Origin of the sequence: Helicobacter pylori (assembly GCF_009689985.1) — a bacterium.
Lineage (GTDB): Bacteria > Campylobacterota > Campylobacteria > Campylobacterales > Helicobacteraceae > Helicobacter > Helicobacter pylori_CG.
This window is the reverse complement of record NZ_QBAW01000004.1, coordinates 20,924-43,687: the sequence shown is the minus strand read 5'-3', so window position 1 is coordinate 43,687 and position 22,764 is coordinate 20,924. Positions and strand designations below refer to the sequence as shown.

14 protein-coding genes are annotated in these 22,764 nt (G+C 38.8%); 6 read left to right on the top strand and 8 right to left on the bottom strand.

The window, feature by feature from the left end; genetic code table 11:
• Positions 1-35: 35 nt before the first annotated feature.
• From tkt to DBU79_RS03965, 5 genes are all read left to right on the top strand, one after another.
• Positions 36-1,961: a transketolase gene (gene tkt / locus DBU79_RS03985; RefSeq protein WP_154411604.1), complete on the top strand. Its 1,926-nt coding sequence runs from the start codon at positions 36-38 to the stop codon at positions 1,959-1,961.
• Complete coding sequence (gene addB / locus DBU79_RS03980; protein ID WP_154411603.1) at positions 1,958-4,294, top strand: ATP-dependent deoxyribonuclease AddB; 2,337 nt, start codon at positions 1,958-1,960, stop codon at positions 4,292-4,294. Before tkt ends, addB begins: the two co-directional genes overlap by 4 nt.
• Positions 4,291-6,876 carry a DNA translocase FtsK gene (locus DBU79_RS03975; RefSeq protein ID WP_195834224.1) on the top strand — a complete coding sequence of 862 codons (2,586 nt, stop codon included), beginning with the start codon at positions 4,291-4,293 and terminating at the stop codon, positions 6,874-6,876. The genes addB and DBU79_RS03975 overlap by 4 nt, the downstream gene beginning before the upstream one ends.
• Positions 6,877-7,057: 181 nt before the next feature.
• Complete coding sequence (locus DBU79_RS03970; protein ID WP_128002079.1) at positions 7,058-8,344, top strand: MFS transporter; 1,287 nt, start codon at positions 7,058-7,060, stop codon at positions 8,342-8,344.
• 55 nt (positions 8,345-8,399) lie between these two features.
• The gene (locus DBU79_RS03965) at positions 8,400-9,209 is read left to right on the top strand and encodes a flagellar hook-basal body protein (protein WP_154411601.1); all 810 of its coding nucleotides are present in this window, start codon (positions 8,400-8,402) and stop codon (positions 9,207-9,209) included.
• Positions 9,210-9,636: 427 nt separating this feature from the next.
• Here DBU79_RS03965 and DBU79_RS03960 read toward each other — a convergent pair whose 3' ends face one another.
• From DBU79_RS03960 to DBU79_RS03925, 8 genes are all read right to left on the bottom strand, one after another.
• Positions 9,637-11,904: an AAA family ATPase gene (locus tag DBU79_RS03960; protein ID WP_154411677.1), complete on the bottom strand. Its 2,268-nt coding sequence runs from the start codon at positions 11,902-11,904 to the stop codon at positions 9,637-9,639.
• Between the two features lie 331 nt (positions 11,905-12,235).
• Positions 12,236-12,994 carry a protein NO VEIN domain-containing protein gene (locus DBU79_RS03955; protein WP_134889680.1) on the bottom strand — a complete coding sequence of 253 codons (759 nt, stop codon included), beginning with the start codon at positions 12,992-12,994 and terminating at the stop codon, positions 12,236-12,238.
• A gap of 14 nt (positions 12,995-13,008) precedes the next feature.
• Positions 13,009-14,799: a translation elongation factor 4 gene (lepA, locus tag DBU79_RS03950; RefSeq protein WP_195834230.1), complete on the bottom strand. Its 1,791-nt coding sequence runs from the start codon at positions 14,797-14,799 to the stop codon at positions 13,009-13,011.
• A 14-nt stretch (positions 14,800-14,813) separates the two neighbouring features.
• The gene (gene dxs, locus DBU79_RS03945) at positions 14,814-16,664 is read right to left on the bottom strand and encodes a 1-deoxy-D-xylulose-5-phosphate synthase (protein WP_195834223.1); all 1,851 of its coding nucleotides are present in this window, start codon (positions 16,662-16,664) and stop codon (positions 14,814-14,816) included.
• 2 nt (positions 16,665-16,666) lie between these two features.
• Complete coding sequence (gene fliH, locus DBU79_RS03940; RefSeq protein WP_000056250.1) at positions 16,667-17,443, bottom strand: flagellar assembly protein FliH; 777 nt, start codon at positions 17,441-17,443, stop codon at positions 16,667-16,669.
• A complete protein-coding gene (fliG, locus tag DBU79_RS03935; RefSeq protein WP_000201844.1) occupies positions 17,430-18,461 on the bottom strand; it encodes a flagellar motor switch protein FliG in 1,032 nt (343 codons plus the stop codon). Before fliG ends, fliH begins: the two co-directional genes overlap by 14 nt.
• Before the next feature lie 18 nt (positions 18,462-18,479).
• Entirely contained in the window at positions 18,480-20,183 is a 1,704-nt protein-coding gene (gene fliF, locus DBU79_RS03930; protein ID WP_154411598.1) for a flagellar basal-body MS-ring/collar protein FliF, read from the bottom strand.
• A 43-nt stretch (positions 20,184-20,226) separates the two neighbouring features.
• On the bottom strand, positions 20,227-20,889 hold the full coding sequence (locus DBU79_RS03925; RefSeq protein ID WP_154411597.1) for a phosphatase PAP2 family protein: 663 nt from the start codon (positions 20,887-20,889) through the stop codon (positions 20,227-20,229).
• Between the two features lie 257 nt (positions 20,890-21,146).
• Between DBU79_RS03925 and pyrG the strand changes: the two genes are divergently transcribed.
• A complete protein-coding gene (gene pyrG / locus DBU79_RS03920; RefSeq protein ID WP_154411596.1) occupies positions 21,147-22,763 on the top strand; it encodes a glutamine hydrolyzing CTP synthase in 1,617 nt (538 codons plus the stop codon).
• Position 22,764: the final 1 nt, after the last annotated feature.

Below are 22,764 nucleotides of genomic sequence, written 5' to 3'. Positions count from 1 at the left end.
ATGGCTTCTAAAAACCTTAAAAATGGAAAAATTTGATGCGATTGAGTAACGCTGACTTAGAACGATTAAAAAGCATGGCCAACACGCTTCGCTTTTTGTGTGCGGATATGATAGATAAGGCTAATAGCGGGCATCCGGGCGTGTGCTTAGGGCTGGCTGATGTGATGGTGGTTTTAAGCTTGCACCTTAATCTAAACCCCATTAACCCTAAATGGCTCAATAGGGACAGGTTGGTTTTTAGCGGAGGGCATGCGAGCGCGTTAGCGTATAGTTTGTTGCATTTGTGGGGCTTTGATTTGAGTTTAGAAGATTTAAAGCGTTTCAGGCAATTACACTCTAAAACCCCAGGACACCCCGAATTGCACCACACCGAAGGCATTGAAATCACCACAGGCCCTTTAGGGCAAGGTTTTGCTAACGCTGTGGGCTTTAGCATGGCGAGCCAATACGCTCAAAATCTTTTAGATAAAGAAGCCATTTCTCATAAAGTCTATTGCTTGTGTGGGGATGGGGATTTGCAAGAAGGCATTAGCTATGAGAGCGCTTCTTTAGCCGGGCACCTTCGCCTTGATAACCTCATCGTGATTTATGATAGTAATCAGATAAGCATTGAAGGTGCTATTAATATTAGTTTTAGCGAACAGGTTAAAATGCGTTTTTTAGCACAAAATTGGGAAGTGCTAGAATGCGATGGGCATGACTATCAAGCGATTAATGATGCTTTAGAAGAAGCCAAAAAATCCCATAAACCCACGCTTGTAATCGCTCATACGATTATTGGTAAGGGGGCTATTGGCTTAGAGGGGAGTGAAAAAACGCATGGCTCGCCTTTAAATAAAGAAGTGTTAAAACAATCCAAAGAAAACGCTCAAATCAATCCTAATGAAAGCTTTATCATTAGCCCAAAAAACAAAATGCATTTTGAAGAAGTGAAAGTTAGGGGTATTAGTTTAGAAGCTTTATGGGAAAAATCCTTAAGCCCTAAAACAAAAGAAAAAATCCATGCGTTGAAGAATTTTGATTTTAACACCATCCATTACCCCACTTTTAAAAAAGGCGAATCTCTAGCCACGAGAGTGAGTAACGGCATGATTTTAAACGCTATCGCTAAAGAATGCGAAGGCTTTTTGGGAGGGAGCGCGGATTTAGCCCCGTCTAATAACACGCAGTTAAAACATTCTGGCGATTTTCCTTTAGGGCAAAACTTGCATTTTGGGATCAGAGAGCATGCCATGGGGGCTATCACTAACGCTTTAGCGGCGTATGGCTTGTTGGTGCCTTTTTGCGCGACCTTTTTTGTGTTTAGCGATTATTTAATGCCTAGCATTCGTTTGAGCGCTTTAATGAAATTAAAAGCCCTTTTTATATTCACGCATGACAGCATTGGCGTGGGCGAAGACGGGGCGACGCACCAGCCCATAGAGCAATTGAGCCATTTACGTGCTTTGCCTAATTTTTATGCTTTCAGGCCTAGCGATGCTTTTGAAAATAAGGCTTGCATGCAAATAGCGTTAAGTTTAAACGCTCCTAGTGCTCTTATTTTATCGCGCCAGAATTTGCCCGTGCTAGATGAAGTTTCTAAAGAGCAGGTTTTAAAAGGGGCATATGTTAAACACCACTCTAAAGATCCCATTATCACGCTTGTTGCGAGCGGGAGCGAGGTCTCTTTGGCTTTAGAGAGCGCTAAAATTTTAGAGCGAGAAAATATTCCCACTCAAGTGGTGAGCACGCCATGCTTTGATTTATTGATAGAGCAAGATGAAAGCTATCTTAAAGAACTCTTTAAGGGTAAAATCTTAGTGATTGAAGCGAGCCGTGCGATAGAGTGGTATCGTTTTGCGGATAAAATCATTGGCATGGATTCTTTTGGGAGCTCAGCAAAGGGCGATAAACTCTTTGAAAAATTTGGCTTTAGCGTTGAAAACATTACCATTCAAGCGAAAAGGTTACTCAACGCATGAACTTAGAAAAACTTTTTTTAGAAAAAACCCCCCTATTTGTTTTTAGCTCCACCAGGCGTTTAAAACATTTCTATTTAGAGCAAGGCGAAGGGTTTTTGCCTAGTACGATGAGCATGGGGAATTTTTTTGAACAGGCTTTTTACATCCCCAATAAAAAGAAAATCCCTAAAAACGCGCGCCAAATTTTAATGATAGACACCATTAAAGCCATCGCTAAAGAAAAAAAATCCATTCTTGAAGGGCTTTTGCTTTTTGAAAACAGCTTTTTAGGGTATTTGGAAAGCACCTCTTTTTTGTTTGATTTGTTTGATGAGTTAAGCTCTGCTTGTATCAAACTCAATGAACTTTCTTCTAAAGACATTTACTTGGATTATGAAAAGCATTTAGAAGTTTTAGAAATGATTTATAATCGTTACATTAAAAAGCTAGAAGAATTAGGCTTTTATGACAAAATCATGCAAGAAAAGCCCACGATTTTAAAAGAATTTTTTGAGCATTTTTCCTCCATTGAATGGTATTTAGACGGCTTTATGAGCGTTTTTGAAAGGCAATGCCTATTAGAAGTGGCGGAGTTAGTGCCTATCACTTTACATTTGTCATGCGATAAATACAACCAAAAATTCTTGGAATTTCTCAATCTCAAATTAGAAACAGATTGCGATTATTCCATTGATTTTAAAACCCAAAAGATCCTTTCTCAAACTTTTAATGATCAAAAAATAGAGCCAAAGCTTTATGCTAACTCCAGTTATTTAAAACAAGGCGCTTTAGTTTTACAAACCATAGAAGAATATTTGCAAAAAGATAACGACCCTAATAAAATGGCGATCATCACGCCTAATGCGGATTTTTTACCTTTTTTAAAACTCTTAGACAAAAACAACAATTTGAATTTTGCGATGGGATTAGGGGCTAAAAACAGCCCTTATTATACAGAGCTTGTAAAAATCTTAGAAGATTTACAAACAAGCGATTGTAATTCAAGTGAGTCTGCTCTATTGGATTTGGAAAGCCTTACGCTCCCGCTTTTAGAACAACAAAGCTCTAAAGAAAAAGCGCCCTTAAAAGAAGTGCATTCTCAAATCATGCACCAGTATCATCTTCTAAAAGACACGCTTAAAAACTACAGCCTTAAAGATTTATTGCATTTGTATTTGCAAGAATTTGAAGCCAACTTCCGCTTAGACGATTCTAGTGGGGGCAAAATACGAGTCATGGACACTTTAGAGACAAGGGGCATGCAATTTGATAAAATCGTTATTGTGGATTTCAATGAAACTTGTGTGCCAAGCCTTAAAGATTGCGATTTGTTTTTAAACTCTGCCTTAAGAAAATCGCTCAACCTCCCCACTTTATTGGATAAGAAAAATTTGCAAAAACACTATTACTACCAGCTCTTTAAAAACTCTAAAGAAATAACACTTTCTTATGTAGAGAGCGAAACTTCAAAAGCCTCTAACATGCTTTTGGAATTAAATTTGCACATAGAGCCTATCAAAGACGCTTACACGCTTTTTGCAACAGCCCCTTTAAAAGGCTACCAAGAAGAAGAAATCAAAGCCGCTATCCCTAAAGATTTTAGCTTTAGCGCTAGCTCATTAAACGCTTTTTTAACTTGCAAGCGCCGTTTTTACTACCACTACATGAAGCGCTTCAAAGAAAGCCCTAAAGACGAAAATAATAGCGCTGTGGGCAGTTTGCTCCATGAGTTATTGAAAGAAGCTTATGAAAAAGACAAAAACCCTTATGTATTAGAAGAGAGACTCATTCAGTTCTTAGAAACAAGAGAAAACATTACCCCTAAAGAGCGTTTAGACACTCTTGTAGCACTCAAAAAAATCCAGGCTTTTTATCTTAAAGAAAAAGAACGCTTTAATACAAAAATCAAAATCCTTGATCTTGAAAAAAGCTTTGAAACGGCCATTCAAGGCGTTATTTTTAAGGGGCGTATAGACAGGATTGACAAAACGGCTGACAATGAGATTATTTTATTGGATTACAAATTCAAAAACGATTTGAAATTAGACAACATGAGCGAAAAACAACGAAAAAGCTTAAGCCCCATAGAAATCGCTCAAATCAGCACCGATTACCAAATGGCTATCTATGCGTTTGCCCTTAAAAATCTGGGCTACAAAGGGCCTATAAAAGCCTTTTTTTATGATTTGAGAAAGGGCGAGTTACTAGAAGAAGACGAGCTTGTTTTACAGGCTAAAATGGATCATTTGGAATTTTCTCTTATCCCCAAACTCAAGCAAGAAATTGATTTTGAAAAAACTTTAGAGGTTAAAGATTGTGAATATTGCTCTTTTAAAGACATGTGCAACCGATGAAATCTAAAAAACTTTATTTGGCTTTAATCATAGGGGTTTTATTAGCGTTTTTAACCCTATCTTCATGGCTGGGTAATAGCGGTTTAGTGGGGCGTTTTGGGGTGTGGTTTGCCGCAATCAATAAAAAATATTTTGGGTATCTTTCATTCATTAATTTACCCTATTTAGCGTGGGTTTTATTCCTTTTATACAAGACTAAAAACCCTTTTACAGAAATCGTTTTAGAAAAAACTTTAGGGCATCTATTAGGCATTTTATCTTTGCTTTTTTTACAATCTAGCCTGTTGAATCAAGGGGAAATCGGCAACAGCGTGCGTTTGTTTTTACGCCCTTTTATAGGGGACTTTGGGCTTTATGCACTGATAACGCTCATGCTAGTCATCTCTTATTTGATTTTATTCAAACTACCCCCTAAAAGCGTTTTTTATCCTTATATGAACAAAACACAAAACCTTTTAAAAGAGATTTACAAACAATGCTTACAGGCTTTTAGCCCTAATTTTAGCCTGAAAAAAGAAGGTTTTGAAAACACCCCATCAGATTCTCAAAAAAAAGAAACTAAAAATGAGAAAGAAAAAGAAAACCTCAAAGAAAACCCCATTGATGAAAACCACAAAGCCCCCAACGAAGAATCGTTTTTAGCGATCCCTACCCCCTATCACACGACTTTAAATGATTCAGAACCGCAAGAAGGCTTGGTTCAAATTTCCCCACACCCCCCTACCCATTACACCATTTACCCTAAAAGAAACCGATTTGATGATTTGACTAACCCCACTAACCCCCCTTTAAAAGAACCTAAGCAAGAAACCAAAGAAAGAGAACCCACGCTTACAAAAGAAACTCTTACGCCCACCACGCCCAAACCTGCCACACTCAAACCTATCATGCCCACACCCATCATGCCCGCATCTGCACCCAACCTAGAAAATGATAACAAAACAGAAAACCACAACACCCCCAACCACCCTAAAAAAGAAGAAAGCCCACAAGAAAACGCGCAAGAAGAAATGATAGAAGAAACGATAAAAGAAAATCTCAAAGAAGAAGAAAAAGAAACGCAAAACGCTCCAAGCTTTAGCCCACTAACCCCCACAAGCACTAAAAAACCCGTTATGGTTAAAGAATTGAGCGAAAATAAAGAGATATTAGACGGATTGGATTATGGTGAAGTGCAAAAACCCAAAGATTATGAGCTTCCCACCACGCAATTATTGAATGCGGTTTGTTTGAAAGAAACTTCTTTAGACGAAAACGAGATTGATCAAAAAATTCAGGATTTATTGAGCAAACTGCGTACCTTTAAAATTGATGGCGATATTATCCGCACTTATTCAGGCCCTATTGTAACCACTTTTGAATTCCGCCCAGCTCCCAATGTTAAGGTGAGCCGTATTTTAGGCTTGAGCGATGATTTAGCGATGACTTTATGCGCTGAATCCATTCGCATTCAAGCCCCTATTAAAGGTAAAGATGTCGTTGGCATTGAAATCCCTAACAGCCAAAGCCAAATTATTTATTTAAGAGAAATTCTAGAAAGCGAATTGTTTCAAAAATCCAGCTCGCCTCTAACTCTAGCTTTAGGCAAAGACATTGTGGGTAACCCTTTCATCACGGATTTAAAAAAGCTCCCTCACTTGCTCATTGCCGGCACGACAGGAAGCGGTAAGAGCGTGGGCGTGAATGCGATGATTTTATCCTTACTTTATAAAAACCCCCCTGATCAACTCAAATTAGTGATGATCGATCCCAAAATGGTAGAATTTAGCATTTATGCGGACATCCCTCATTTACTCACGCCCATTATCACAGACCCTAAAAAAGCTATTGGGGCTTTACAAAGCGTGGCTAAAGAAATGGAGCGCCGGTATTCTTTAATGAGCGAATACAAGGTTAAAACCATTGATTCTTATAATGAACAAGCCCCAAATAACGGCGTTGAAGCGTTCCCTTATTTGATTGTGGTGATTGATGAATTAGCGGATTTGATGATGACAGGGGGCAAAGAAGCGGAGTTTCCTATCGCTAGAATCGCTCAAATGGGGCGAGCGAGCGGCTTGCACCTCATTGTAGCGACCCAACGCCCAAGCGTGGATGTCGTAACCGGCTTGATTAAAACCAACTTGCCTTCAAGGGTGAGTTTTAGGGTAGGCACTAAGATTGATTCTAAAGTGATTTTAGACACCGATGGGGCGCAAAGCTTGCTAGGAAGGGGCGATATGCTCTTTACCCCTCCAGGAACAAACGGGTTAGTGCGCTTGCATGCCCCCTTTGCCACTGAAGATGAAATCAAAAAAATCGTGGATTTTATTAAAGCCCAAAAAGAAGTGGAATATGATAAAGATTTCTTGCTAGAAGAATCGCGCATGCCTTTAGACACCCCTAACTATCAAGGCGATGACATTCTAGAAAGGGCTAAAGCGGTGATTTTAGAAAAAAAGATCACTTCTACGAGTTTTTTACAACGCCAATTAAAAATCGGCTACAACCAAGCCGCCACCATTACTGACGAATTAGAAGCTCAAGGCTTTTTATCCCCAAGAAACGCCAAAGGCAACAGAGAGATTTTGCAAAATTTTTAGGTTTTGTTTTCATTGAATATTGGCAATAAAAACATTATTTTTAATTTTTAAAATTCATTTTCTTTAAAAAACTTTTCTCAATGATACAAACGGCACCAACCTTTAACCTATTAATCAAATATTATCTGTGGTTTCCCTAACTCCTAGTAAAATTACCTAAAAATTTTATTCAAGGATAGCCATGAACCCCCAGATTCAACCCGCCACCAAAAAACCCTTAAAATCCCTTTTAGCCGCTAGTTCAGGTAATTTAGTGGAATGGTATGACTTTTACGCTTATGCGTTCCTTGCCCCTTATTTTGCTAAGGAATTTACCCACACCAATGACCCCACTCTAGCACTCATCTCAGCTTTTTTGGTTTTCATGCTAGGGTTTTTCATGCGCCCTTTGGGGAGTTTGTTTTTTGGTAAATTGGGGGATAAAAAGGGGCGTAAAACTTCTATGGTGTATTCTATTATCCTTATGGCGCTAGGCTCTTTCATGCTCGCATTGCTCCCCACTAAAGAAATCGTAGGGGAATGGGCGTTCTTGTTTTTATTATTAGCCAGGCTTTTACAGGGCTTTAGCGTGGGAGGAGAATATGGCGTGGTCGCTACTTACCTCTCTGAATTGGGCAAGAATGGCAAAAAAGGTTTTTATGGCTCTTTCCAATATGTAACTTTAGTTGGAGGGCAACTCTTAGCTATTTTTTCGCTCTTTATCGTTGAAAATATTTACACGCATGAGCAAATCAGTGCGTTTGCTTGGCGTTATTTGTTCGCTTTAGGGGGTATATTAGCCCTACTTTCGCTCTTTTTAAGAAATATCATGGAAGAAACTATGGATAGCAAAACAACTTCCAAAACCACTATTAAAGAAGAAACCCAAAGAGGCAGTTTAAAGGAATTGCTCAACCATAAAAAAGCCTTAATGATAGTCTTTGGGCTAACTATGGGAGGGAGTTTGTGTTTTTATACTTTTACGGTGTATTTAAAAATCTTTTTAACCAACAGCTCATCATTCAGCCCTAAAGAAAGCAGTTTCATCATGCTTTTAGCGCTCTCTTATTTCATCTTCTTACAGCCCTTATGCGGGATGCTTGCGGATAAAATCAAACGCACCCAAATGCTGATGGTTTTTGCTATCACAGGGCTTATTGTAACGCCTGTTGTCTTTTATGGTATCAAGCATGCCACTAGTGTGTATGAAGCCCTATTTTATGAAATACTCGCATTGAGCAGCATGAGTTTTTACACTTGCATTGCTGGGGTCATTAAGGCGGAATTATTCCCTGAACATGTGCGAGCGCTTGGCGTGGGTTTGGCTTATGCGATCGCCAATGCGCTTTTTGGAGGGAGCGCGAGTTATGTAGCGTTACAATTCAAACAGCATGGTTTTGAAGCGGGGTTTGTGGGCTATGTCATGTTGAGTATTATTATCTTTATGGTTATGGTTATCATATTCCCTAAAAAAACCTATTTAGAATAAATCATGGTTTTTATTTAATTTTTGCTATAATTTTTCCTTTTAAAAGGATGATTGCATGCAAAATGGGTATTATGCGGCCACAGGTGCTATGGCGACACAATTTAACCGCTTGGATTTGACCTCTAACAATTTAGCTAATTTAAACACCAACGGCTTTAAAAGAGACGATGCGATTACAAGCGATTTTTTAAGGCTTTACCAACAATACCGAGAGCAACTGCCTTTAGAAGATCAAACCAAAGCGAGCGCGAAATATCTAAACCGCAACCTCAATCGTGTGCCTATCCTATCAGAAATCTATACCGATAGGAGTCTTGGCGCGTTTGAAGGAACGCATAACCCCCTAGATTTTGCCCTAACAAGCCCTAACCTCTATTTTGCGATACAAACTAATGAGGGAGTCGCTTATACCAGAGACGGGCATTTTAGCGTGGATAAAGACGGCTTTTTAGTTACTCTTAATGGCTTTAGGGTGCTTTCACGCTCTGGCTTGAACGAAAAAGGAGGGATCATGCTCATGCCTGACGCTGAAATTGAAGTGGATCAAAATGGCGGAATCACTTTTAGGGATAATGAAGCCCAAATTCAAGCGGGCGCGTTAGCTTTAGTGAGTTTTAGCGAACCTAAAAACCTTAAAAAAATAGGGCAAAACCTTTACACTTATCATGGCGAAGGCGTCCATCAAGTCTCTGACTCTGGCGCGTTAAGACAATACATGCTAGAAAAAAGCAATGTCAATGCGGTGCGTGAGATGAGCGCTTTGATTGAAATCAACCGCTTTTTGGACATGTATTCTAAAGTGCTAAAAACCCATCAAGATGACATGAACGCTGAAGCGATCAACAAACTCGCTACAAAAACTTAAACTTTTGGCGATTTTAAAATTCATAGGAGGGTTTTTGCGATACCCTAACTCCCTAATAACGCTTTTTTAAAAGCCTTGTTAATCTTTTTTGTGTAGCATTAGTTTTAAAAGAGTTTAAAGAATTAAATGTCTTTTCTTTTGTAATCGCTTGCAAAGTAGACGGTAACGCAAGCTTCTCTTTATAGCCGCTAACTATTCAACAATGATTCAATTTTTAATTAATTTCGTTTGTTGTTTAAAACGCTCTTTATTGTAGTATTCTGTAAGCAAACACCCCCATTTTTCTTGTTATGGCTCTTGTGTTTTAAACTCGTTTGTGGTAGGATATTCCCATTAAGGTTTGAGACACTATAGTTGATGCCGTCTCTGTAATGATTAGAGAGTGTCCCATTGGTTTCTAATTCCCTTAATGTTTTTATCGCCCCAATCAAGCTTTTTGATTACCCACTTGATTATCAGTATCCATTTTAAGATAGAGCCATTCCAAAAGCTTGTAAAAATTTTCTTTAGTTTCTGTTTCCACTAAATTAGGGTTTAAGAGCAAGTCATTCTTTAAAGCGTTTGTATAGGCGGTGTGTGAGCGAGAGCTTTTATTTTTTAAGTCCAATTTGATTTTATCCTTTTGGCTGAAACAATCTTCAATGTTTTTGAAATTTTTAAAACTATCATCGCAATCATTGAGTTTTAGAATATTGAGCTTATTGCCTAATTCCTTATTCAACTCTTCGCATGCCTTACCCCTTGTATCCCCATCCACTAATAGCGTAGCGTTTGTCTCTTCTTCAGCCAAGGTTTCTAAAATTTGTTTCATTTGTGGCTTTTTTGATTCTTTTAAATCATCATTCCCTAGTCCGTTAACGGGTAAAAACACGATGTTTAAAAACGCCATGTCTAAGGAGACCTTTTTTTCTTGTTCATAGAGCAATTTAAACGCACTCAAATAATTGTAATCGCTAATGCCTTCTACAAACAAAAGGCGATCGTTTTCATTAAGAGTCTTATGGCTCACGCCTAAAGATTTTTTAATGGTTTTCAATGCCCCATTATCGCCCAAATCCACAGATGAAAAATGACGAATGCTAACGCTTTGCAAAGACTCTTCATCATGGCGTAAGACTCTCAATTCATTTAAATGATTCATATCCACCAAAAAGGGATCATGGGTTACCAAAACAAAAGTAACTCCCACTCTTTGCCCAAACTCTTTTAAAAATTTCCTACACTCTTTGCGAGTTGGCACAGAAAGGTTTGAACCCATTTCATCCATCAAAACAATGGCATCTTTTTTTAAGGAATTACCAAATAAAAGACCAAAAAATAAATTGAAAAACCATTTAAACCCATCGCTTTGATCGTCTAAATGCAACACTTCTTTTTGTTTGTTGGAATCTTTTTTAAAAAGCGATAGAGAAATATTGTGTAAGTCCAATCTAAAATCAAATAAATACGACCATTTTCTGTTTTGATCTTTTTGAAAATAAAGCCTGTTAAATCTATTGGTAATTTTAGAAATAACTTTTTCTTTGATCTCATCTTGCAATTGTGTCAAATAACCAATGTTTCCGCTCGCCTTTGAATAACTTTTCTTAACGCTTGATAAATTCACACCAATAGCTTTAAAAAACGCCCTAAAAAAGACACTTTTTTCCAATTCTTCTGGCTTGACAATCAAATCCTTATGTTTGAAACGCTTTTTGTTATCGTAGTAAATCACTTGAGGGAAGCGAGAGATTTTAGACACATCTATGGGTTCGCTATCCAATAAATCATCTACGCTTGTGTAAATTGCAGGTTGGTTATTAGAAACTTGTTCTAATTCATTGGTGGGTTCATCAGATTCTATTTTGAGAAAATCATCATCGTTGATAAAACGCCAGATAGTGATTTGAGAAAGTTTTAAATCAGACAAACTTCTGTGGTTGTGGTCGTCATTTTCAAACCACCCTTGAGCGAGTGGGAGCAATTTTTCTTTGAAATTTTTAAGGATTTCATTTTTATCTTCTAGGGTTGTCTTTGCAGTTAGATCTTGAATCATTTTTTCTAACCAAGCGCTTCTAAACTTGGTTTTAAGATTATCGCAAAAATCACTCCTAAAATTTTGCGTATTTTCTTCCCACAATGCCTCGCATAAATCTCTCATGTTAGAAATGACTTGAGAAGGCAATTCATTTTGAATGTTACTAGGGATGCAAGAGATGGTTTTATTATAGCTATTGTATAAGTCTAACAATTTGCTCTCCCTTCTGTATGGATCTAAACTTCGGCACTCTTCAATAGCCTTTTCATAAGATAACTTGTCTTCTTCGCTTAACAAATCATTGTTAAGGGCTTTATAGCAAACACCTTCAAGCAAATCAACCTTTGCAATACTCTCATTAAAAGTGATTTTTGAAGAACTATCTATGGTTAAGGTTATTTCATTTTGAGGTTTTTTATCTTTAAGGGTGCTTAATTTTAAAGAACTTATCGATTCTTCATAGCCCACATAATTAGGGGTGCAGTTTTTCTTAAATTCATTTACATGCTCGCTAAAACACCCTAAAGCTTTCAATAAATTGCTTTTACCGGTATTATTCTCACCAATAATGATGATCAATCCCCCTAACTTATCTGTGAAAGTGTGGTTTAAAAAAAGTTTGAACGCTTTAAACTCAATTTGTTGCTTAGGCTTATTGTCTAGATCAAAACTATCCAAATCTTCAACAAAAGCGTTTTTCTCTAAGCCAATATTTTTATAATTCTTAACCTCTAAATAGCGCGTGGTTACCTTTAAAGGCTCTGTAACTCCATCGTTACTATTATTGGGGGGGGGGGGGGTAGCTTGCACCTTGTTTGTATTCTCTTCTTTTTTGTTGTTATGATGATTGCTCATGTGGATTTTTCCTTTCTTGGCTCGTTTTTAAGATAATTCAAGCGGATTTTCTCATCCGTCTCTCAAGCTTGGTATAAAATTTCTTCATTATATCTAAATTTCCAACCACTGCTACTAATTAGATTAAATGAACCCCACTTTTAATATAGTTATTTTATTTTATTTGCCCTATTAAGTGGTATTCTAAAATGCTTTTTTGTTTTCTTTCGCATGCCTTAAACTCTAAATGCTTTAAGGGGTTAGCGACAGATAAAAGATAGGGTTTTTCACTCAAATTCAATACCACTACAAGCGCATAATCGTGGCTATAAGTTTGTGCTTGATCGTATTCTTTTTGGGTCAATCTCAATGCCCCTTGCTTTTCTCTAATGCCCTTAACTTCCACTAAAAACGCCTGCTTGTTGGTTTGAATATAGAAGTCATACCCATCGCCAAAAAGACGCATGTCTTTTAAATGCCCACAAGAGAATATTTTGATGTTTTTATAGTGGTTTAAAAAATACAATTCGGCTTCTAAACCCGTTTCTTGCATGCTTTTATAGCGGGTTTTAAGGTAAGCGTTAGGGGTAATGTCTAAATCTTTGATTCCGTATTGTTCTTGCAAAAACCATTTCACAATATGGCTAAAACCCTTAACGCTTTCATTTCCAAACAAACTATCAATCCATAATTTTCTATGGATATAGGCATCGCCTTTTTGCCACCAACCTTTGCGTTTGTTAGGAAAAAAATAATCAAATAAATCCATGCGATTTTTGATAACACCGATCGTGTCAGCCAAGCCGATTTGGACGCAATATTCAAAAAAGGCGTTTTTAGTAGAAAAACCAAATTCTTTAATAAAATCATTATCAAATTTCGCCAAAGCATAGCCTATGAGATTTAAAATTTCATAATTTCTATGTTTTGCCATAGAACCTAAACGCCCTAATCAATCTTTAATATCGCTAAAAACGCTTCTTGGGGAAGTTCCACCTTACCGATAGCTTTCATGCGTTTCTTACCCTCTTTTTGCTTTTCTAAGAGCTTTCTTTTTCGTGTAATATCGCCCCCATAGCACTTAGCCGTTACATTCTTACCGACAGATTTAATCGTCTCCCTGGCGATGATTTTATTCCCCACGCTCGCTTGGATAGCGACTTCAAAAAGCTGTCTTGGGATAAGCTCTTTCATCGTTTCCACCAAAGCACGCCCCTTTTCATACGCCTTATTTTTATCTATAATGATAGAAAGCGCATCCACCACATCGCCTGCCACCCTCACATCTAATTTCACCAAGTTAGCCTCTCTGTTTTCTATAGGCTCATAATCAAAGCTCGCATACCCTTTCGTGCAAGATTTGAGTTTGTCATAAAAATCCATCACAATTTCGTTGCTCGGCAAGGAATAAGTGAGCATGACACGAGATTGGTTCAAATATTCCATTTTTTCTTGAATGCCTCTTTTATTATTCAACAACTGCATTAAATTACCCAAAAATTCACTCGGCGTGATGATCGTCGCCCTCACAAAAGGCTCTTTGATGCAAACGATATGGTTTTCAGGGGGCAATTCGCTAGGGTTTTGGACATATTTGATGCTATTATCCGTCAAATGCACTTCATACACCACCGTGGGAGCGGTAGCGATGAGGTTAAGGCCAAATTCTCTCTCCAACCTTTCCTTAATCACTTCCATGTGCAATAGCCCTAAAAAGCCCACCCTAAAGCCAAAGCCAAGCGCCACAGAGCTTTCAGGCTCAAAATTTAAAGCGCAATCGTTAAGCTGGAGTTTCAATAACGCTTCCCTTAAATCTTCAAACTTGTCCGTTTCTATAGGGTAAAGCCCCGCAAAAACAAAGGGTTTAGCCGGCATAAAGCCTTCAATGGGTTTAGGGGTAGGGTTTTTAGCGTCTGTGAGCGTATCACCCACCGCAATATCCGTAACGCTTTTTAGCCCTAAACTCACAATGCCAATCTCACCGCATTCTAAACTTTTAGTAGGGATTTTTTTCAAAGGGTTAGGGTAGTATAGCCCTAAAACGCCATGTTTTTTACCCGTTCCCATCACTAAAATTTCTTGCTCTGTATTAATGCTCCCATCCATGATACGCACCAACGCTAGCGCCCCTAAATAATTGTCAAACCATGAATCATAAATGAGCGCTTTTAAGGGAGCGTTAAAATCACCGCTAGGGGCAGGAATAATCGTAATGATTTTTTCTAACAAATCTTTAATGCCAAGCCTGGCTTTAGCGCTCACTTCATTAGCACTAGAGCAGTCAATCCCTATCGTGTCTTCTATATCCTGTTTGACTTCTACAACATTCGCATTAGGCAAATCAATTTTATTGATCACCGGTAAAATTTCTAAATGGTTATCTAAAGCGATATAAGTGTTGGCGATGGTTTGCGCTTCCACGCCTTGAGTGGCATCTACTACCAATAACGCCCCTTCGCACGAACACAAAGAGCGCGACACTTCATAGCTGAAATCCACATGCCCTGGGGTGTCAATGAGGTTTAAAACATAATCTTCCCCCTTAAGCGTGTAATTTAAGCGCACGCTTTGAGCCTTAATCGTAATGCCCCTTTCTTTTTCAATATCCATAGTGTCCATCACTTGGCTGGTCATTTCTCTGTTACTGATAGCGTTGCATTCAGCGATCAAACAATCCGCTAAAGTGCTTTTACCATGGTCAATGTGAGCGATAATGGAAAAATTGCGGATATTTTTCATTGGCACTTTTGATTTCATCTCTCTTGTCCTAAATCTTTTAAAATAGCGTCAGTCAAACTCTCTGTGTCTAAGCCTAAGGATTTTTCCACTAAAGCGGTGTTCCCATGCATGATAAATTCATCAACGATTTCAAAGCTTTTAACAGGCTTTAAAATATTTTGTTCGCTCAAAAACTCTAAAATCGCGCTAGCCACCCCCCCAAGCTTGTAATTATCGCTAAAAACATAGAGCTTTTGATAAGGGGCAATAATGGCGCTTAAATTTTGATCTAAGGGCTTTAAAAACCTGAGATCCAACAGCGCACACTCTATGTTTTTTTCCTTTAAAGCCAGTTGGACCAAATGTGCCCGCCCCACGCCATTACCATATCCTATGAGTAAAATTTCGCCCTCTTTTTTTAACAATTCGCTTCGCCCCAAAACAAAACCGCTAGGCTCAAAAACCCCCTCTTTTAATACAAACGACCCCCTAGGGTAGCGGAACGCGCAAGGGCTTGAATCATGCCCATTAGCAAAACGCACGGCGTTTTTTAAAGTCTCATTGTCTCGTGGGGCAAAAATAACCATGTTAGGGATAGAGCGCAAATACGACACGTCTAAAAGCCCTTGGTGCGTCTCGCCATCTTCGCCCACAATCCCGGCCCTGTCAATGGCTAATTTAATCGGCAAACTAGAAATGCAAGCGTCATGCACGATGGAATCATAAGCCCTCTGCAAAAAAGTAGAATAGATGCTCACAAAAGGTTTAAACCCCTCTTTAGCCATAGCACTGCTAGAAGTTAAAGCGTGTTGTTCAGCGATAGCGACATCAAAAAAACGCAAAGGGTAAGCGTCAATGAGTTTGTCTAATCCTGTGCCGCTAGGCATCGCCGCGGTTACGCCTACGATTTTTTCATCTTTTTTAGCTAATTCTAAAAGGGTGTTAGAATACGCTTCAGTGGGCGACAAAATCGCGCTTTTGGATTTTTTAGACAAACCGGTATCCAAATCAAAAGGCCCCACCCCATGCCATTTTTCATAGCGCCCTTCAGCGATTTTATAGCCTTTGCCTTTTAAGGTTTGCGCATGGATTAGCACCGGTTCTTTAAGCTCTTTGGCTAATTTCAAGGTTTCAATAATCGCGCTCAAATCATGCCCGTTAATAGGCCCTATATAGTTAATGCCCAATTCTTCAAAAAACACGCCCGGGGTGATGAGTTTAAAAGATTCTTCAAAACGGCTCGCTAAGTAATTCACGCTTTCAGGTAAGGTGCTTAAGATTTTTTTAACTTTAGAGCGGAAAGACTGATAAAACGGGCCTTTCATCAGCTGGCTAAGGGCTTTAGACAAAGCTCCAATAGGCGTGCTGATACTCATTTCATTATCGTTCAAAATCATGATCATGGGGTATTTCCTATCGCCCAGTTCGTTTAAGGCTTCATAAAAAATCCCCGCGCTAATACTGCCATCGCCTAATAAAGCGATAGGCATGCCTAGCGCTTGTTTCAAACGAAAGGCTTTAGCCACCCCCACGCCTATGGACACAGAAGTGGAGCTATGCCCGGCGATGAAATAATCGTATGCGCTCTCGCTGGGTTTAGTAAAACCGCTCAAACCTTGAAATTGCCTTAAAGTGCTAAAGCTTTCAAAGCGCCCGGTTAAGAGCTTGTGAGCGTAAGCCTGGTGTGAAGTGTCAAAGATGAAAGGGTTTTTTTGGCAATCAAATAAGGCATGCATGCTTACAATCAACTCCACAGCCCCTAAAGAAGAGCTTAAATGCCCCCCATTAGCGCTCACCACTTCTAAAATGCGACTCCGCAGCGTTTGGCACACCAACTCCAAGCCTGCAATATCATTAGGGTTTAAATCAAAAGTTTTATTTTGCAAAATCACACCTTAAAATTTTCCAACACGCTTTCTTTGAGCGTTTTAAAGCGCTCCATTAAATTCCCATCAAGACTCCCGTTAGAGCTAGTGATCATAACGCCTCCCTTAGAAATAGCCTCATTGCTCTCTAATTTGATTTTAGAAGCGTTTTGCAAACGCTCGTTTAAATAAGGGTAATCCAAGGGATTGACTTTTAAATGAATATCCGTTGCGTCTAAAACATTTTTTAAAAGCTCTTCAGCCAAAGCAAGGGCTACTTTTTGGCTGTTGTCTTCCACTTCTTTAAGGATCACTTCTTTAGCTATATCTATCGCAATCGCGCTCAGTTCCTTTTCTAAAGCCATTAAATGATCTTCTGATTTTTTCATTTTTTCATCTAAAGCCGTGATCGCATGCAAAAGCTGGTTTTTTTCTTCATTCACGCTATGAGTGAGTTCGTTACGCATTTTTTCTTCGCCCTCTTTAAAACCGATTTTATAGCCATCGTTTTTAGCGTTTTCAATCAAAGCCTTGCTCTCTTCTTGGGCTTTTTCAAATTGCATTTGCAATTTCACTAAATGGCTTGAAAGCTCATCGGTTTTTTTCAATAAGCAATCAATCAAATCGTTTTCTATCGCTTTTTTTTCCAAAGGCTCTTCTGGGTTAGGCGTTTCTAAAGACGCGCCATTAGGATTAGTTTTAGGGGGCAAGTTTGCCATGCTCTTAAATTCGTATTTTTGAATGTCATGCTTATTTAGATGGTCTTTTTGGATCAAGTTTTTACGGCTATTCAATGACATCTTCCTCTTCACCGGTTTGGATCACGCCTTTTTCTTGCAAGCTCTGCACGATTTCAATGATTTTCCTTTGGGCCACATCCACATCTTTGATTTTGACTGCCCCAAGATATTGCATTTCTTCTACAAACTGCTCTGCTGCCCGACTGCTCATGTTGTTTAAGAATTTATCGGTTAAATCTTGGGTAGAAGTTTTTAAAGCTAAAGACAAGTCTTTTTTATCCGCTACTTTTAAAATCTCTCTGATAGCGAAATTGTCTAGTTTGGATATGTCTTCAAAAGTGAACATCATTTCTTTAATCGCACCGGCGAGCTTGTTATCCACGCTTTCAATGCGAGCGAGCGTGGTTTTAGCGCTCTTTTGGCCTAAGCGGTTAAAGATTTCAGCCACCGCTCTTAAACCACCCACTTCAATTTTATAGCTAGTGAGCGATTCTAGTTTGTTTTCTAACACCGTGGAAACCCTTTTAACCACTTGGGGCGATATTTCGCCTAAATTCGCCATTCTAATAGAAATCTCCGCTTTCATTTCATCAGGGAAATAGCTCAAAGTCTCAGCCGCATTAGGGGCTTCCATGTGGGCTAAAATCAAGGCAATGGTTTGAGGGTGTTCGTTAATGATGAAATCAGCGAGTTGTTGGGGCTTGATTTTGCCTAAATAAGCGAAGTTTTTTTGCGTTTGCAAGCTTTTAGTGAGTTTATCCATCACTTTTCTGGCTTCTTCGCTCCCTAAAGTCCTGGTTAAAAGCTCTCTGGCGTATTCTAAACCGCCGGTATTGATGTATTGGTTAGACTGAAAAATCGCAAAAAATTCCTCTAAAACCGCCGCGCCGATTTGCTTGTCTGTGCCGTTTAATTGCACGATTTGCTTAGAAATCTCTGTAATGGAGTCAATGTCTAAATGCCTTAAAATCTCGCCTGTGGCGTCTTCGCCCACTTGAATGAGTAAAATAGCGATTTTTTCACTCATGGAGAGTTCGTCTAATTGGGCCTTTTGTTTGGGGGTAAGCTTGGTCGCCATTTTTAACCTTTTATCTTTTTAGCCTTTCGCGCTGTCTGAAGAGATTTCATCTTTGATTAGGAGCTTAAAGAGCATTGCGATTTCATCAGGGCGCTCTTTAAGGGTCCCTCTAATCTTTTCTAAAACAATTTCATATCTTACTTCTTCTTCGCTAAAGGTTGCATTAAGCCCTAATTGATCTTCTACTTTTTTCCTCAAATCGCCGAGTTTGTTCAATTCATCTTCTTCTTCATCCATTTCTTCAAACATGGATTTCACTTCCTTATCTTCATCAGGCACCACTTCCAGCATGCGTTCGCTGAAAGGCACAATCACTTTTTTATAGAAAATAAATAGCACTATAAACACCAAAACATACTTGATTAAAGGCGTGAATGAGCCTAAGATTTTTTGAGTTTTGTGCATGATTTTTTCGCTCAAAGTAGCGTTATCAATCATGGGTGCCATAGGGTTAAACTCAAAATTACTCACCGCCACATCATCGCCTCTATTTTGATTATAGCCAATGGCTTGTTTCACTAGAGCGTTGATTTTTTTAAGCGATTCATCGCTCAAAGGCTCGTATTCTAAAGTATTCGCCCCATCTTTAAGCGCGATTTTATACTTGCCATCCACCACAACCGCCGCATTCAAACGCACTAAAGTGCCAAACTCGCCCTTGATCTCGCTAATGGTTTTACCCACTTCATAATTGGTCGTGTTTTGAGATTTTTCGTATTTTTCTGGCTCTTTATTGTCTTTCAATCCTTGCACAGGCCCGATATTGCTCACAACCCCAGGCACACCGCCGACTTGTTTTTTAGGAGCGCCTTCTTTTTTTTCTTCTAAATTCTGCTCGCTCCTTACGACATTATTGGGATCAAAAGTCTCTTTAGTGCTTTTCTTTTGGCTGAAATCAAACTCCGCATTAACCCTTGCGACCACCTTGTTTTTACCCCCCACAATAGGGGCTAAGATATTGACAATCTTATTTTCTAAAATGTTTTCAAAATTTTGTTTGTAACGCAATTGCTCTAGGGCTAATTCTTTGGAGTTTTCTAATATATCGCCTTCGCCTATTGATTCGCCGTTTTCATTCACGATTTTCACATTTTCTGTCGTGAGTTTAGGCACAGCTGCAGCGATTAAATTTTTAATCCCTAAAATTTGAGTGGGTGAAAGCTTCATGTCAGGCTTGAGTTTGAGCATCACTGAAGCACTAGGAGGCACTTCTTTAGCCACAAACACGCTGTCTTTAGGGATTGCAATATGCACATTGGCTTTCAAAATGGGGTTTAAACTTTCAATCGTGCGCGACAATTCCCCCTCAATGGCACGAATGAGTTTGATATTTTGATCAAAATCAGTCGCTCCAAAGTCTTTAGTGTCAAAGATTTCAAAGCCCACTTTACTCGTTTTAGGGATCCCTTGAGAAGCCAGCGTGATCCTTTCTTCATACACTTTATCTTTAGGGATGAGAATGGTGTCGTCTTTTAAGATTTTATAAGGGATTTGGTTTTGCTGGAGGTGCTGTAAGATTAAAGCGTTATCGCTAGAGTCCAATCTTTCAAATAAAACCCCATAGCCCCCTTGCGCGTAGTCTTTTTCTTTAAAAGGATAGAGCAACAAAAACACAAGCAAAGCGGTGATCAAAACCCCCGCTGCGATCAGGGCGATTTTTTGCTTTTTATTGAGCTTGATGAAAAAATCAACAATCCGTTGCAATAATACCTTTAAATCCAATATTAAAACCTTGATAAAATTTTCATTCTTTTAAGCCGTTCACTTAGATCTTTTGGAACACGCTCAAATAAATCCCTATGGAAAAACAAGCCCCCAACGCTCCTAAACAAAACCCTCCTAAAACACTGCTAAAAGACACCCCTAAAACAATCAGCGCTAAGCTTATTAAAAGAATCAAACCCAATAAGCCATAAACAAGAATATTTTGGAGCGTTTTATGAGCGATGAAATGGGGTATCAATAAAACAAGCAACCCATAAAAGAGCGTCAAAGAGAGTGCAGTAGCACTAGGGAAATTAGTGCTGTGCGAAAGCCATTGAACAAAATGCGTAAAAAGGTGTTTTAAAGATTCTAAAAGGGCTTCAAATATAACCACGCTTAACACAAACCACACCCCAAGCGCTAAATTTCTGCGATAAAGGCTTAAAAACACCCCCACTAACAAACTCAAAGGCAACACGAATTGAGAAGAGCCTAAAAAAACAATGCGTTGGAGCGTTTGATCTAAAATAGGGTTAGAAGAATTTGAACGCATCAAGTTAAAAATGGCGTTATCCATTGAATTAGCGTAATCAAAAAAAACTAAGCCAGCAATAAGGATAAAAAACGCACTAAAAACGCCTCCTAAAAGAAATAGGGTTTTAACTTGTAATAAGAAAAATATTTTGGGTTGTGTAGAAACATTTTTGAAAGAATTTTCAGCCATTATTTAAAACCCTTTTAGTTAGTTCATTAAAACTTGATACTATACGCCAACGAACTTTAAAATTGCTCTTAAAAGTTTTAAGACAATGAAGTTTAAACACATAAAAGCTTTTTATTCTAATCAAACCTAGCTAATAAGAAACTGAAATTGTTTTTTTTTTTTTTGAAATCGCTTTAATTTTTGCTCTCTTTTAAAGCTTTTTAACCCTTTTTAGACTACAATTTTAAGAAGTAAAAATCAAAGGAACGCAATAACTTATGGATAGAGCCAAATTTATATTCGTTACAGGGGGTGTGTTAAGCTCTCTAGGGAAAGGGATTTCATCTTCTTCAATCGCTACGCTTTTGCAGCATTGCAATTACCAGGTTTCTATTTTGAAGATTGATCCTTATATTAATATTGATCCAGGCACCATGAGCCCTTTAGAGCATGGGGAAGTGTTTGTAACTAGCGATGGCGCTGAAACGGATTTAGACATCGGGCATTATGAACGCTTTTTGAATAGGAATTTAACGAGGTTGAACAATTTCACTACCGGGCAGATTTTTTCAAGCGTGATAGAAAATGAAAGGAAAGGGGAATATTTAGGCAAAACCATTCAAATCGTCCCCCATGTAACCGATGAAATTAAAAGGCGCATTAAAAGCGCGGCTAAGGGGTTGGATTTTTTAATCGTGGAAGTGGGCGGAACCGTGGGCGATATGGAGGGCATGTTTTATTTGGAAGCGATCCGCCAGCTTAAATTGGAATTAGGGAATGAAAAAGTCATTAATGTGCATGTAACCTTGATCCCCTATATCCAAACCACTAACGAATTAAAAACCAAACCCACGCAACATTCCGTCCAGGAATTAAGGCGCCTTGGCGTAACCCCTCAAATCATTTTGGCCAGATCGCCTAAGCCTTTGGATAAAGAATTGAAAAAAAAGATCGCTTTGAGTTGCGATGTGGAGCAAGACAGCGTGATTGTGGCCACAGACACTAAAAGCATTTACGCATGCCCCATTCTTTTCTTGCAAGAAGGCATTTTGACCCCCATTGCCAGACGCTTTAATTTGAATAAATTACACCCCAAAATGGCGGCTTGGAACACTTTAGTAGAAAAGATTATCGCTCCTAAACACAAAGTCAAAATTGGTTTTGTGGGCAAGTATCTAAGCTTAAAAGAATCTTATAAATCCTTGATTGAAGCCCTAATCCACGCGGGGGTGCATTTGGATACGCAAGTCAATATTGAATGGCTAGATAGCGAGAATTTTAATGAAAAGACGGATTTAGAGGGCGTTGATGCGATTTTAGTGCCGGGGGGCTTTGGAGAAAGAGGGATTGAGGGCAAAATTTGCGCCATTCAAAGGGCTAGATTAGAAAAACTCCCCTTTTTAGGGATTTGTTTGGGCATGCAATTAGCGATCGTGGAGTTTTGCCGCAATGTTTTGGGTTTAAAAGGGGCTAACTCTACGGAATTTAACCAACGCTGCGAATACCCTGTGGTGTATTTGATTGAAGATTTTATGGATCAAAACCACCAAAAACAGGTGCGCACCTATAATTCGCCATTGGGTGGCACCATGCGATTAGGCGAATACGAATGCGAAATCATGCCTAACAGCTTGCTAGAAAAAGCTTATAAAAAGCCTAGCATTAAAGAAAGGCACCGCCATCGTTATGAAATCAACCCCAAATACCGCCAAGAGTGGGAAAATAAGGGCTTGAAAGTGGTGGGTCTTGGAGCGAATCATTTGATTGAAGCGATTGAATTAGAAGATCACCCATTCTTTGTGGGGGTGCAATTCCACCCGGAATTTACCTCCAGGTTGCAAAGCCCTAACCCTATTATTTTGGATTTCATTAAGAGCGCTCTTTCTAAATCCTAAT